This is a genomic window from Streptomyces sp. Y309 (assembly GCF_056712025.1).
The window spans coordinates 5,484,917-5,498,683 of record NZ_CM160048.1; the positions used below are offsets into that span (position 1 = coordinate 5,484,917).

The 13,767-nt window shown below is 71.9% G+C and carries 10 protein-coding genes; 4 read left to right on the top strand and 6 right to left on the bottom strand.

Annotated elements, in window-relative coordinates; all coding sequences use genetic code 11:
- Positions 1-34: 34 nt before the first annotated feature.
- Positions 35-1,054: an SGNH/GDSL hydrolase family protein gene (locus AC0KTA_RS22445; RefSeq protein WP_481050017.1), complete on the bottom strand. Its 1,020-nt coding sequence runs from the start codon at positions 1,052-1,054 to the stop codon at positions 35-37.
- 256 nt (positions 1,055-1,310) lie between these two features.
- Between AC0KTA_RS22445 and AC0KTA_RS22450 the strand changes: the two genes are divergently transcribed.
- A complete protein-coding gene (locus AC0KTA_RS22450; RefSeq protein ID WP_481050018.1) occupies positions 1,311-2,720 on the top strand; it encodes a cystathionine beta-synthase in 1,410 nt (469 codons plus the stop codon).
- 716 nt (positions 2,721-3,436) lie between these two features.
- On the opposite strand, the gene AC0KTA_RS22455 is transcribed toward AC0KTA_RS22450, so the two are convergent.
- From AC0KTA_RS22455 to AC0KTA_RS22465, 3 genes are all read right to left on the bottom strand, one after another.
- Complete coding sequence (locus AC0KTA_RS22455; RefSeq protein WP_481050019.1) at positions 3,437-3,868, bottom strand: hypothetical protein; 432 nt, start codon at positions 3,866-3,868, stop codon at positions 3,437-3,439.
- Between the two features lie 84 nt (positions 3,869-3,952).
- A complete protein-coding gene (locus AC0KTA_RS22460) occupies positions 3,953-4,669 on the bottom strand; it encodes a carbonic anhydrase (RefSeq protein WP_481050020.1) in 717 nt (238 codons plus the stop codon).
- 114 nt (positions 4,670-4,783) lie between these two features.
- Positions 4,784-6,208, bottom strand: a complete 1,425-nt coding sequence (locus AC0KTA_RS22465) for a purine-cytosine permease family protein (protein WP_481050021.1) — start codon at positions 6,206-6,208, stop codon at positions 4,784-4,786.
- 165 nt (positions 6,209-6,373) lie between these two features.
- Here AC0KTA_RS22465 and AC0KTA_RS22470 point away from each other — a divergent pair, with 165 nt between their 5' ends.
- Together AC0KTA_RS22470 and AC0KTA_RS22475 are read left to right on the top strand one after the other, a co-directional pair.
- Positions 6,374-7,954 carry an aromatic amino acid ammonia-lyase gene (locus tag AC0KTA_RS22470; protein ID WP_481056521.1) on the top strand — a complete coding sequence of 527 codons (1,581 nt, stop codon included), beginning with the start codon at positions 6,374-6,376 and terminating at the stop codon, positions 7,952-7,954.
- Positions 7,951-8,784 (top strand): MurR/RpiR family transcriptional regulator, encoded by an 834-nt coding sequence (locus AC0KTA_RS22475; protein ID WP_481050022.1) that lies wholly within the window; start codon positions 7,951-7,953, stop codon positions 8,782-8,784. The genes AC0KTA_RS22470 and AC0KTA_RS22475 overlap by 4 nt, the downstream gene beginning before the upstream one ends.
- A gap of 206 nt (positions 8,785-8,990) precedes the next feature.
- Here the strand turns inward: AC0KTA_RS22475 and AC0KTA_RS22480 are convergent, their stop codons facing one another.
- Both AC0KTA_RS22480 and AC0KTA_RS22485 read right to left on the bottom strand, forming a co-directional pair.
- Entirely contained in the window at positions 8,991-10,358 is a 1,368-nt protein-coding gene (locus AC0KTA_RS22480; protein ID WP_481050023.1) for an APC family permease, read from the bottom strand.
- Between the two features lie 93 nt (positions 10,359-10,451).
- On the bottom strand, positions 10,452-11,876 hold the full coding sequence (locus AC0KTA_RS22485; RefSeq protein ID WP_481050024.1) for a type III PLP-dependent enzyme domain-containing protein: 1,425 nt from the start codon (positions 11,874-11,876) through the stop codon (positions 10,452-10,454).
- Between the two features lie 118 nt (positions 11,877-11,994).
- Between AC0KTA_RS22485 and hutU the strand changes: the two genes are divergently transcribed.
- Positions 11,995-13,653, top strand: a complete 1,659-nt coding sequence (gene hutU, locus AC0KTA_RS22490; RefSeq protein ID WP_481050025.1) for a urocanate hydratase — start codon at positions 11,995-11,997, stop codon at positions 13,651-13,653.
- The last annotated feature ends 114 nt before the right edge of the window (positions 13,654-13,767 follow it).

Here is a 13,767-nt window from a genome sequence, read left to right on the forward strand (position 1 = left end):
GCGGCGGCCTGTCCTACCTGGAGGGGACGTCCCGCTACGGGGCCGGGGACGGCGTCGGGGCCGGGGCCTGGATGCGGCGGCGGCGCCTGCGCTTGAGGAGGGCCCACGGTCCCCGAGGCCCCGTAGGCATGGCGCCAGTGACCTCCGTGCCGCCCTCCGAGGCCGCCTGGGCCGCCGCCCGGGCCACGGGCAGGAAGCCCTCGCGGCGGGACACGTCGGGCCGCTCCTCCTCCGGCCACAGGCCGAGCGCCGCGCACAGCGTGGGCAGCACGGCCATCGCCGCGGTGGCGTACCCCTCCGCCGAGGGGTGGTAGTTGTCGGGGCCGAACAGCTCGCGCGGGTTCGCCGCGAATTCGGGGCCCAGGAGGTCGCCCAGCGACACCGTACGACCCCCCTGCTCCACCACGCCGATCGTCTGCGCGGCCGCGAGCTGCCGCGAGACCCGGCGGGCCAGCCACCGCAGCGGCTGGTAGACGGGCTCGATGGTGCCCAGGTCGGGACACGTCCCCACCACCACCTCCGCCCCGGCCGTGCGCAGCCTGCGCACCGCCGCCGAGAGCAGCCGCACCGAGCGCGTCGGCGGCATCCGGTGCGTGACGTCGTTCGCCCCGATCATCACCACGCACACGTCGGGCACCCAGCCCGTCTCGTCGGACAGGACCAGCGACACCTGCCGCTCCAGATCGTCCGACTGCGCCCCCGGCTGCGCCACCACCCGCACGTCCACCGGCCGCTCCGCCACCGCCGCGAGGCCGGACGCGAGCAGCGCGGCCGGCGTCTGCTGGGCCCGCCGCACGCCCTGCCCGGCCGCCGTGGAGTCGCCGAGCACCGCGAACCGCAGCGGCTCGCGGCAGTCGGAGCGCTCGGCGAACGCCGCCCCGTAACGCCCCTGCGCCCGTGGCGGCGCCCCGTACCCGCCATTGCCCACCGACCGCTTGGCCAGCTGCACCTCGGCGAGGACGAGCCCCACCGTGGCCGCGCCGAGCAGCCCGATGCCTCCGCCGCCGTACGCCGCGCCCGCGGCGATCCGCCGCGCCACCCTCGCCCTCGACACCCCGTGGTCACCTCAGCAAAGTCGTGCCGGTAAGTCGTGCCGTAAAACGACCTGAGCCGTACCACCGCCGCACACCCGGCCGCACGCCCCGTACACCCACTCATTGCCCCGTCAGGCAGGTCGGCCAATCGCAACGGGAGGTGAACCGGTGAGATGGCGCCGTAGTCTGACGGCACCCATATATCCCGTACGGCGTCCCTTCGCGGGACATCCACGACATCGCGGCCCGGACACCCCGGAAAAAACGGAGACAACGGTGCATTTCCACGACTCGATGATCAGCCTCGTCGGCAACACCCCGCTGGTGCGGCTCAACAACGTGACCAAGGGCCTAGAGGCCACGGTCCTTGCCAAGGTCGAGTACTTCAACCCCGGCGGCTCCGTGAAGGACCGCATCGCGCTGCGCATGATCGAGGCGGCGGAGGCGAGCGGCGAGCTGCGTCCCGGCGGCACCATCGTGGAGCCGACGAGCGGCAACACGGGCGTCGGCCTCGCGATCGTCGCCCAGCAGAAGGGCTACAAGTGCGTCTTCGTGTGCCCGGACAAGGTCAGCACCGACAAGATCAATGTGCTGCGCGCGTACGGCGCCGAGGTGGTCGTCTGCCCGACCGCCGTCGACCCCGAGCACCCGGACTCGTACTACAACGTCTCCGACCGCCTCGTACGGGAGATCCCCGACGCGTGGAAGCCGGACCAGTACTCCAACCCCAACAACCCCCTCTCGCACTATCACTCCACCGGCCCCGAGCTGTGGGAGCAGACGGACGGGAAGATCACCCACTTCGTGACCGGCATCGGCACCGGCGGCACGATCTCCGGCACCGGCAAGTACCTGAAGGAGGTCTCCGAGGGCCGGGTCAAGGTCGTCGGGGCCGACCCCGAGGGGTCCGTGTACTCCGGCGGGTCCGGGCGGCCCTACCTCGTCGAGGGCGTCGGTGAGGACTTCTGGCCGACGGCCTACGACCGGAACATCACCGACGACATCGTCGCCGTGTCCGACAAGGACTCCTTCCAGATGACCCGACGCCTCGCCAAGGAGGAGGGGCTGCTCGTCGGCGGCTCCTGCGGCATGGCGGTCGTCGCCGCGCTGCGGGTCGCGGAGGGCCTCGGCCCGGACGACGTGGTGGTCGTCCTGCTGCCCGACAGCGGGCGCGGCTACATGAGCAAGATCTTCAGCGACGAGTGGATGAACGACTACGGCTTCCTGGAGGAGGCCGGCGACCAGCCGCGCGTCGGCGACGTGCTGCGCCGCAAGGAGGGCGGGGAGCTGCCCTCGCTCGTCCACATGCACCCCGAGGAGACCGTCGGCGAGGCCATCGAGGTCCTTCGTGAGTACGGCGTCTCGCAGATGCCGATCGTCAAGCCCGGGGCCGGCCACCCGGACGTGATGGCCGCCGAGGTCATCGGCTCGGTCGTGGAGCGCGAGCTGCTCGACGCGCTGTTCACGCAGCGGGCCTCGCTCGGGGACCCGCTGGAGAAGCACATGTCGGACCCGCTGCCGCAGGTCGGCTCCGGGGAGCCCGTCGGCGACCTGATGTCCGTGCTCGGCGGCGCCGACGCGGCGATCGTGCTCGTCGAGGGCAAGCCGACCGGGGTGGTGAGCCGGCAGGACCTGCTCGCGTTCCTCGCGGAGCAGCAGGGCGGGAACCCGCCGGCGGGGCGGTAGTTCGGGTCGGTGGTTCGCCCTAGCCTCGCCGGTTCGCCGGTTCGTCGGTTCGTCGGTTCGTCGGTTCGCCGGTTCGCCGGTTCGTCGGTCGCCGTAGGCCGGTGGCTGGCCACTGGCGTCGGTAACTGGCGGTCGCGTGGGGGAACTTCGCGGAAGTGGTACGAAGGCGACACGTCCGCGCAGCACCCGCTTAACACGTGTCCGGCACCTTGGGGGGTGTCGGCGTCAGGACTTCCGGAGCGGCTCCCGGACCTCCACCGACGCCCTGGACGCGGGTGCCCGGCCCTGACCCGGCCCGCGTCCCTCGCGGGGACCGCCGTCGTCCCGCCCTCCGGTTCACCGGGGGTGCGGCGGTCCCCGCGCTACGCGCGCCCTCTATCCGACCTCGGCCCACGTCCGTCCCCCGGTGGGGGTGGCCGCCGTATCGCGCTGCCGCGCTCGTCCTCAAACGCCGGACGGGCTTTCTCCCCACCCGCCCGCCCTTTTCCGGCTCGTGCCGTCCTCGGGTGCCGCCGTATCGCGCTGCCGCGCTCGTCCTCAATCGCCGGACGGGCTTTCTCCCACCCGCCCGCCCTTTTTCGGCTCGCGCCGTTCTGGGGCGCCGCCGGGCGGGCTGTTTTCTGTCTGGAAGGGCGGGTGGGTGGGGGAAAAAGCCCGTCCGGCGATTGAGGACGAGGGCCGGAGGGCCGAAAAGGCGGGGAGAGGGGCGCAGCCCCCTAGTCCTCCCAGTCGGACTTGCGGTTGCGGGGGCGGAGGGCCGAGAGGATGCCGGTGCCGCGGGCCGAGTGGACGGCGTTGACGCCCACGATGCCGAACCACGTGACGAACAGGCCGGAAAGCCCCGCGTTGACCACGCCGATCGCGGACAGCGGGATCGCGAGGATCAGGGAGACGATGCCGAAGCCGAAGCGCTCGCCCCACGAGTCGACGCCACTGCTGCCGGGGCTGCGCGCGCCACGCGCCACGATCATCTGCTGCTCGGCCATGTGCCGGCGCATGCGGCGGTCGATCGTGCTGTCGAGCCGCTGCTCGACCTTCTCCAGGAAGGAGTCGACCAAGGCGGACTCATACTCTTCGCCGAGGTCCTTGCGCGCGTGCAAGGCGGCGTCGAGTTCCTTCTTGAGTTCGGCGTCACGAGGGGCTTCCATAGCCCATACGGTACGCAAACGCCCGCACCCCTGACAGGGGGCTAGCCCCCCTTTCCGGACTGGGCCAGACCCCAGGAGCCCAGGTCAGCGCAGTACGCGCACCCGCCCCGAGTCGAGGTCGAAGCGGGCGGCCACCACGGCGGCGGGCCGGAACGCGGCGTCCGCGCGCAGCGCGTCCCGCACTCGCCCGGCGTGCACGCCCACCGTGCGGTCGACCCAGTCGCCGGGCTCGTCCCGGCAGGCCCACGCGGACGGGCCGATGCCCTCGACCAGCCGCGCCAGGTGCCCGGGCACCTGCTTGCCGGTCTTCAGCTGCTCTATCGTCGCCCCGACGGCCCCGCACCGCTCGTGCCCGAGGACGAGGACGAGCGGGATGTGCAGTTCGGCGACCCCGTACTGGATCGAGCCCAGCACCGCCTCGTCCAGGACCTCGCCCGCCGTGCGTATGCACAGCAGGTCGCCGAGCCCCTGGTCGAAGACCAGCTCCGGCGGGACCCGCGAGTCGACGCAGGAGAGGACGACCGCGAACGGGTGCTGTTCGTGGGCGAGTTCGATCCGTCGCGCGCGGTCCTCGTGCGGGTGCCGGGAGCGGGTCCTCGCCCAGCGGCGGTTGCCTTCGAGGAGGGCGGCGAGGGCTTCCTCGCCGGTGGTGGGGCGGCGGGCGGCTGCCGGGCGGGTGGCCGTTGCGGGCGCCGCCGAGGCCACGGCCGTGGCGGACGTCAGCACGGTGACGGCCGTCGCCGTCAGGAAGGCTCTGCGGTTGGCGGGTGACGGTGATCTGTCCGGGGCGGTGGCGGGCATGACGGGTCCTCCGGCGTCCGAAAGCGCGCCCGCTCGTGCGGGGCGGTTCAACGTACGTACGGACCGAGAGGTTCCAAGTCCCCTTGGGTGGACCTTGGTTGATCCTGTGTCAGGTCATGGGGTGCTGGATACCGCTTCTTGAGCCGGTCCCGCCGCCACGTACACCGTCTCCTCCGGAATGTGCGCCGTGTTCCGCCGCGCCACCGCCCAGTAGAGCAGCGCGGGCACCGCGAGCCCCACGATCCAGGAGATGTCCGCGCCGCCGAGGGAGTCCACGAGGGGGCCGGTGTAGAAGTGCGTGACGAGGAAGGGGAGTTGGGCGAGGAGCCCGATCACGTACACGGTGAGGGCGTCCCAGCGCCACGCGCCGTAGCGGCCGTGGGGGTCGGAGAGCGCCGGGATGTCGTACCGCTCCTTGGAGATCAGGTAGTAGTCGACGAGGTTGATCGCCGACCACGGCGTGAAGAAGGTCAGAAGGAAGAGCAGGAAGTCCTTGAAGGACGTCAGGAAGCTGTCCTTGCCGAGCAGCGCGACCGTCGTTCCCGCGATCATGATGAGGGTGATGTACGCGGCGCGCCCGCGCGGGGACAGGGTCTTCTGGCCGCGGAAGCCGCTCACGCTCGTCACCATCGACATGAAACCGCCGTACGTGTTCAGCACGTTGATGGTCAGCTTGCCGAGCGCGATCACGAAGTAGAGGAAGGACGCGACCAGGCCGGTGCCGCCGAGCCCGACCACGTACCCCACCTGGTTGCCCATGAACGCCCCGCCCGCGCTCGCCGCGACAAGCACCCCGAACGTCATCGACCACTGCGCGCCGAGCGCCGACCCGGACAGCGTCCACCAGAACGTGGCCCGCCCCGACGTCGTACGCGGCAGATAGCGCGAGTAGTCCGCCACGTACGGGCCGAAGGCGAGCTGCCAGGAGGCGGAGAGGGAGACCGCCAGCAGGAACATCGGCAGGTCGAAGTGCGCGTCGTCCAGGAGCGTGGACAGCTCCACGCGGTCCAGGAGACGGATGCCCAGGTAGACGAACGCCAGCGCGCAGATCACGCTCGCCACCCGGCCGAGCGCGTGGATGACGCGGTAGCCGACCGCCGCCATCACGGCCGTGATGGCCGCGAACAGCACGATGCCGGTGGTGTCGTCGGTGTGCGTCAGCTCGGCCGTGGCCTGGCCCGCGAGCACGCTGCCGCTCGCGAAGAAGCCCACGTACATGAGGATCACGAGCAGCAGGGGGACGACGGCGCCGCGCACCCCGAACTGCGCCCGGGACTGGATCATCTGGGGCAGTCCGAGCTTGGGGCCCTGCGCCGAGTGCAGCGCCATGACCGCGCCGCCGAGGACGTTGCCGAGCACCAGGCCGACGATCGACCACACGACGTCGCCGCCGAACACGACCGCGAGGGCGCCCGTGACGACGGCCGTGATCTGCAGGTTCGCGCCCAGCCACAGCGTGAACTGGCTGAACGCGGTGCCGTGCCGCTCCGCGTCGGGGACGACGTCGATGGAGCGGCGCTCCACGAGGGACTCTGCCATGCCCGTGACCCCTTAGTTCTTGCCCGGTTAGTTCTTGCCCGGCTGTATATCGTCATGCAGAGTTCTCGTCACCTGAATAGGTTGTCAATGCTCCGGCGTAAATCACTGGCAACGAGTGCCCGACGGGCGGGATCGACGGTCCGATTTGAGGAGGAAATGCGCGTGATGCCGTCTCATATCGCGGACGCAACGGCCGGCGGGATGTCCCCGGCCGACCTCCCCGTGGTCGTCCTCGACGGGCTCGGCCTGCCCGTCGCCGATGTCGTACGCCTCGCCGATTCCGCCGCGCGGCCCGTCCCCGGCACCGACGCCATGAAGCGCGCCGAGGAGTCCTGGAACGCGGCCCGCCGGATCGCCTCCTGGGGCCGGGTCTACGGCCGCTCCACCGGCGTCGGCGCCAACCGCACCGAGGACGTGCCCACCGAGGCCGCCGCCGACCACGGCCTCAGGCTGCTGCGCTCCCACGCGGGCGCCATCGGCGCCGAACTGCCCGCCCGCGAGGTCCGCGCGATGCTCGCGGTCCGCGCCAACCAGCTCCTCGCGGGCGGCGCCGGACTGCGCCCGAGCGTCGTGACGGCGCTGTGCGAGGCGCTGGAGACCGGGGCGTACCCGAAGGTGAACGAGTTCGGGTCGGTCGGGACGGGCGACATCGCGGCCCTCTCCCAGATGGGCCTGGCCCTCGCGGGCGAACACCCCTGGCAGGGCGCGGCTCCCCGCCCCCAGCCCCTGGACAACAACGACGCGCTCGCCCTGATCAGCAGCAACGCGCTCACCCTCGGCCAGTCCGCCCTCGCCCTGCACGAGCTGCGCGGGCTGCTCGGCGCGACCCAGGTGGTGGCCGGGCTCTCCCTCCTCGCGGTGGACGGTTCGTACGAGGCGTACGCGCTGCCCGTCCACGAGGCGCGGCGGCACCCCGGCTCGTACGCCGTCGCCGCGCGCATGCGCCGCCTGCTGGGCGCCGCCGACCGCCCGACGCCGCCGCTCGGCCGGATCCAGGACCCGTACGGATTCCGCTGTGTCCCGCAGATCCACGGGCCCGCACACGACGCCGCCGACGCGCTGGAGAACGTCCTGACCGTCGAGATCAACGCGGCCGCCGAGAACCCCCTGATCTCGCCCGAGGACATGGCGGCGTACCACCACGGCGGCTTCTATATGGCCCAACTCGCCCTGGCCCTCGACCACTTCAGGCTCGCGGTGACACAGGCGGCCCGCCTGTCCAGCTCCCGCCTGTCAACGCTCAACGAACCGGCGTTCACCCGCCTGCGCCCCTTCCTGGCCGACGCGGAACCGGCCTCGTCCGGGGTGATGATCCTGGAGTACGCGGCGGGCGCGGCGCTCGGCGACCTGCGGGCGTTCTCGGCCCCCGCCTCGCTCGGCCACGCCGTCCTCTCCCGCGGCGTCGAGGAGCAGGCGAGCTTCGCCTCCCTCGCGGCACGCCAGTCGCTGCGGGCGTGCGGCGCGTACCGGCTCGTGGCGGGGTGTGAACTGGTCGCCGCCGTACGGGCGTTGAGGCAGCGGGAGCTGCGTCTGGACGCCTCGCTCCCGGTGGCGTGGGCGTACGAACTCGCCGCCTCCGTCCTGGAGCAGGACACCGTGGACCGTCCGCTGACGGATGATGTGACGGCGGCGGCCGCCCTGCTCGACCGGTTCACGGAGCTGTGGGAACAGCTGGGCGTGGGGGACGGGGGAGCGGACGAGGGGATCACGTGGACAGGGTGGACAGGGCGGAGAGGTACGGCATGAGTGACAGTCCCGCGGCGCGGCTTCAGGTGCTCTTCGAGGGGCACCGGCTGACGCCCACCCAGCGGCGCATCGCCCACTGCATGGTGCGGCGGGCCGCCGACGCGCCCTTTCTCTCCAGCGTCGAGCTCGCCGAACTCGCCGGCGTCAGCCAGCCGTCCGTGACCCGCTTCGCGGTCGCGCTCGGCTTCGACGGCTATCCCGCGCTGCGGCGGCATCTGCGGGAGGTGGCGCCCGCGGAGGCCGGGGCGGCGGCCGATCTCAACGAGTACCAGCAGGCCGTGCAGGCCGAGATCGAGAACCTGCGGCACCTCGCCGAACTCCTCGCCGACCCCGCGCCGGTCGAGCGCGCGGGCCGGATCCTCGCCGCCTCCCGGCCGCTGCCCGTGCTCGGCCTTCGCGCCGCGGCCTCCCAGGCGTACGGCTTCTCCTACTTCGCCGCGAAGGTGCACCCCGACGTGCGTCTCCTCGACGAGGGCGGGTCCATGCTGACCGATCGTGTCGACGCGGCGGTGCGGGCCGGGGCGACGGCGCTGCTCTGCTTCGCGCTGCCCCGCCATCCCCGCGAGGTCGTCGACGCCCTCGCCTACGCCCGCACCACCGGCCTCACCGTCGTCACCGTCGCCGACTCCGCCTTCGCCCCCGTCGCCGCCCACTCCGACCTCCTCCTCCCCGCCGCCGTCGGCACCGGCCTCGCCTTCGACACGGCGTGCGCGCCGATGCTGCTCGGGCGGGTGCTGTTGGAAGCCATGTGCGACGGGCTGCCGGACGCGCAGGCACGGTTGGAGGAGTTCGATGTGGGGGCGGCGGAGCGGGGGTTGTTCGTGGAGTGAAGTTTCCCCGACCCCGCCCCTTCCCGTAACCAGGGGGCTGCCGCCCCCTGGACCCCCGCTATCGCCGCTTCGCGGCTCGTCCTCAAGCGCCGGACGGGCTGGATATAGCCCCTCCGGCGTTTGAGGAGCGGGGGTCTGGGGGCGGAGCCCCCAGTTTCGGGAAGGGGTGGGATTGGGGAGCGCCCCGCAAGGCCCCCGCACCGGCCCTAGTCCTCCTCCCGCACCCGCAGCACCACCTTGTTCACCCCCCACAACCCGATCCCGATCGCCAGCAGCACCCCCGCGCGGATGTAGACGTCCGCCGGGCGGTCCGCGAGGGGGCTGGCCAGGATGAGGGCCGTGATCGCGCCGAGGACCGGGAGGGCGGTGGGGGTGCGGAAGTGGGCGTGGTCGACGGGGTCGCGGCGCAGGACCAGGACCGCGACGTTGACGACCGCGAAGACGCACAGGAGCAGGAACGCCGTGGTGTCGCCGAGGCCCTCGATCTCACCGGTGGAGACCAGGCCGACGGCGAGCAGGGAGACGAAGACGATGCCCACGATCGGCGTGCGGCGGCGCGGCAGGACGCGGCTCATCGCCCGGGGCAGGATGCGTTCGTTGGCCATGCCGTAGCAGAGCCGCGACGCCATCATGATGTTGATGAGGGCTGAGTTCGTGACCGCGAACAGGGCGATCAGGGCGAAGAGTTTGTGCGGGAAGTCGACGCCCCCGGCCTTGACGACCTCCAGGAGGGGGCCGCTGGAGCCCGACAGGGTCTTGTAGTCGACCATGAGGGACGAGACCAGGGCCACGAGGACGTAGATGGTGCCGGTGACGGCGACGCCGATGAAGATCGCCTTGGGGAACGTACGCGTCGGATCCTTCGTCTCCTCGGCCATGTTCACCGAGTCCTCGAACCCGACGAAGGCGAAGAAGCCGAGGGCTGTCGCCCCGAGGACGCCGGTGAGCAGGGCGTACCCGGTGCCGTTCGCCTCGAAGTCGGTGAGCCGGGCCGGCTCCCCGTCCCCGCTCAGCACCGCCCACGCGCCGATCGAGAGGATGATCAGCAGGCCGGTCAGTTCGACCAGGGTCAGCACGACGTTGGTCTTCACGGACTCCGAGACACCGCGCAGGTTCAGCGCCGCGAGGGCCAGGATGAACGCGATCGCCACCAGCGTCGGCGGCAGCGCGTCGCCGGTCAGCTCGCTCAGATAGTCACCGCTGAAGGCCCGGGCCGCCGCGCTCGCCGACGACAGGCCGGAGGCCATCACCATGAACGCGATGATGAAGGTGAGGAAGGGGACCTTGAACGCCTTCTGCGCGTAGAGGGCCGCGCCCGCCGCCTTCGGGTACTTGCCGACGAGTTCGACGTACGACGCCGCCGTCAGGATCGCCACGACGAACCCGATCGCGAACGGCAGCCACAGCGCGCCGCCGACCTTTCCCGCGACCTTGCCGGTGGTGGCGTAGATGCCGGTGCCGAGGATGTCGCCGATCACGAAGAGGATGAGGAGTTTCGGGCCGAGCACGCGCTTCAGGCCAGGTTCTTCGGCAGCTGGTGGCGCGGTGGTTCCGTTCGTTCCTGACGTCGTCACAGGAGCCTCCCCCGAGTGTGACGGTGGGCCGTTTCCGGCTGGGAAGGATCTTCTGCCCGCCGAAGGGCCCGCCGAAGCGGGAGTTGAGGAAGCTCAGAGGTCGCGCAACCCATCCCGCAAGCCCCCTCCGGACTCGGCCACGATCTCCTCGACGCGCTGCGGCGCCCGCACGACCGAGAACCGCACCGCTCCGTCGGCCTTGACTGCCTCGTCCGGCCCGGCTGCCTCGTCCGCGTCGCGCGGATCCGTCGCGAAGCCGTAGATCCCGGGCCTGGCCAGGCTGTTGTACGAGTAGTGGTGGGCGAAGTAGTACGCGCCGGTGTCGAGCACCGCCACGTAGTCGCCCTGTTCGAGGGGCGGCAGCTTCCGGTCCCGGGCGAGCAGGTCGCCCGCGAAGCAGGCCGGGCCCGCGATGTCCTGGCCGGTGGCGGGGCCGGACTTGGGGCGCCCCTTCGCGTCGTACGCGACGATCCGCAGGGGCCAGGCCTCGGGCGCGTACACCGTGCGCGTCGCCACCTGCACCCCCGCGTGCGTCAGCGCGATGGCGCGCCCGCCCGCCGACTTCACGTACTCCACCCGGGCCAGCAGCGTGCCGTGCTTGGCGAGCAGCGAGCGGCCGAACTCCGTGACCAGGCCGTAGCGCCCGTCGAGCAGTCCGGGCACCTCGCGGCGCAGCAGGCGCGCGTACGCGGCGTGCGTCGGGTTCTCCTCGTCCGAGGCGAAGTTGACGGGAAGACCGCCGCCGATGTCGATCGTGTCGATCTGGCGGCGGCCCGCGCGCGCGTTGATCTCCTCGGCGAGTTCGTACGTCGCCCTGACGCCGCCCGCGAGCAGGTCGAGCGGCATGCCCTGGGAGCCGGAGTGCGCGTGCAGCCGGGTCAGCCAGGGGCGGTCGAGGTACGCGCGGACGACCCATTCGCGCGCGCCTTCGTCCAGCAGCGGAACGCCGAACTTGGACGTGGCGGTGGCGGTGGAAAGTGCCTCGATGGCGCCGCCCCCGACCTGCGGGTTCACCCGGATCCCGAGCGGGGAGCGGGACGGCGCGGACTGGACGAGGGCGTCGATGCGGGCCAGTTCCTGCGGGTTGTCGGCGTTGACGGCGATGCCGAGGGCGAGGGCCTCGCGCAGTTCGGCCGGGGTCTTGGCGGGGGAGTCGAGGACGGTGTGCGCGGGCGGTATCCCGGCGGCGCGCGCGAGGGCCAGCTCGCCCGGGCTCGCCACCTCCGCGCCGACCCCGGCGTCGTGCAGCAGCCGCAGCACCGGCACCAGCGGGGTCGCCTTCACAGCGAAGGCGTGCAGGACGGGGGTTCCGGGCGCGGTGACCTCGTCGAACGCGGCGCGCAGGGCAGCGGCGCCGGCGCGGATCCCGGCCACGTCGAGAAGCCCGGCGAGCGGCACGTCGGGGCCGACGAGGCACTGCTCGACGGCGGCGCGGACGGCTTGGTCGCGGCGGTCACTGGCGGGGGCGCCTTGGGGCAGCACCTGTGTGTCCTGGTCCATGTCGTCGTCGAGGCCCATGTGATCCAGACAATCACCCGTGCGCCGCCCCCGCCGCCGTACGACGCTATTGACTAGGTCTATTCATCGCCGCAGGATGTGAATATCACTGTCACAGCGTCGCGAGGAGGCACCCGCCATGTCAGGACCCCGCCCCGTTCGAGCACCGCGCGGTACGGAACTGAGCGCCCTGGGATGGCAGCAGGAGGCCGCCCTCCGGATGCTCCAGAACAACCTGGACCCCGAGGTCGCCGAGCACCCCGACAAGCTCGTCGTCTACGGCGGCACCGGCAAGGCGGCCCGCGACTGGCGCTCCTTCGACGCGATGGTGCGCACGCTGAAGACGCTCAAGCAGGACGAGACGATGCTCGTCCAGTCCGGCCGCCCCGTCGGCGTCATGCAGACCCACGAGTGGGCGCCGCGCGTGCTCATCGCCAACTCCAACCTGGTCGGCGACTGGGCGAACTGGGAGGAGTTCCGCCGCCTGGAGGCGCTCGGCCTCACCATGTACGGCCAGATGACGGCCGGTTCGTGGATCTACATCGGTACGCAGGGGATCCTGCAGGGCACGTACGAGACGTTCGCCGCCGTCGCCGCGAAGAAGTTCAACGGGACGCTGGCCGGAACCATCACCCTCACCGCCGGACTCGGCGGCATGGGCGGCGCCCAGCCGCTCGCCGTGACGATGAACGACGGCGTCGCGATCTGCATCGACTGCGACCCGCGCGCCATCGAGCGCCGCATCGAGCACAAGTACCTGGACGTGAAGGCCGACTCCCTGGAGCACGCCCTCCAGCTCGCCGTCGAGGCCCGCGATCAGCGGAAGCCGCTCTCCATCGGCCTCCTCGGCAACGCGGCCGACCTGCTCCCGCGCATGCTCGCCGAGAGCGCGCCCATCGACATCGTCACGGACCAGACGTCCGCCCACGACCCGCTGTCGTACCTGCCGACCGGCGTCGACTTCGACGAGATGCAGTCGTACGCGACGAAGGACCCGGCGGGCTTCACCACCCGCGCGCGTGAGTCCATGGCCCGGCACGTCGAGGCCATGGTCGGCTTCATGGACGCCGGCGCGGAGGTCTTCGACTACGGCAACTCCATCCGCGGCGAGGCCCAACTGGCCGGATACGAGAGGTCGTTCGCGTTCCCGGGCTTCGTGCCGGCGTACATCCGGCCGTTGTTCTGCGAGGGCAAGGGCCCCTTCCGCTGGGCGGCGCTGTCCGGCGAGGCCTCCGACATCCACAAGACGGACAAGGCGATCCTCGACCTCTTCCCGGAGAACGAGTCGCTGCACCGCTGGATCAAGATGGCGGGCGAGCGCGTCCACTTCCAGGGCCTCCCGGCCCGCATCTGCTGGCTCGGCTACGGCGAGCGGGACAAGGCGGGCGAGCGCTTCAACGACATGGTGGCGAGCGGGGAGCTGCAGGCCCCCCTGGCCATCGGCCGCGACCACCTCGACTGCGGCTCCGTCGCCTCGCCGTACCGCGAGACCGAGGCGATGCTCGACGGCTCCGACGCCATCGCCGACTGGCCGCTGCTGAACGCCATGGTCAACGTCGCGTCCGGCGCTTCCTGGGTCTCCCTGCACCACGGCGGCGGCGTGGGCATGGGCCGCTCCATCCACGCGGGCCAGGTCAGCGTGGCCGACGGCACGAAGCTCGGCGGCGAGAAGATTCGCCGGGTGCTCACCAATGACCCCGGGATGGGGGTCATCCGGCACGTCGACGCCGGGTACGAGTCCGCGGAGGCCGTGGCCGGCGACCTGGGCGTACGCGTTCCCATGCGGGAGGGCGAGTGACCGCCGATCGGCCTGCGGCCTCGTCCTCAAACGCCGGACGGGCTTTTTCCCACCCGCCCGCCCTTGCTACCCGCCGGAACAGCCAGCCCGGCGACGCTCCAGCCCGCCCCGGCA

Bases quoted from the DNA above. Each gene is read 5' to 3' on its own strand.
- AC0KTA_RS22470 (WP_481056521.1), top strand. From the start codon at position 6,374: ATGCCGTCTCATATCGCGGACGCAACGGCCGGCGGGATGTCCCCGGCC.
- AC0KTA_RS22465 (WP_481050021.1), bottom strand. From the start codon at position 6,208: ATGGCAGAGTCCCTCGTGGAGCGCCGCTCCATCGACGTCGTCCCCGAC.
- AC0KTA_RS22455 (WP_481050019.1), bottom strand. From the start codon at position 3,868: ATGGAAGCCCCTCGTGACGCCGAACTCAAGAAGGAACTCGACGCCGCC.
- hutU (WP_481050025.1), top strand. From the start codon at position 11,995: ATGTCAGGACCCCGCCCCGTTCGAGCACCGCGCGGTACGGAACTGAGC.
- AC0KTA_RS22460 (WP_481050020.1), bottom strand. From the start codon at position 4,669: ATGCCCGCCACCGCCCCGGACAGATCACCGTCACCCGCCAACCGCAGA.
- AC0KTA_RS22475 (WP_481050022.1), top strand. From the start codon at position 7,951: ATGAGTGACAGTCCCGCGGCGCGGCTTCAGGTGCTCTTCGAGGGGCAC.
- AC0KTA_RS22485 (WP_481050024.1), bottom strand. From the start codon at position 11,876: ATGGGCCTCGACGACGACATGGACCAGGACACACAGGTGCTGCCCCAA.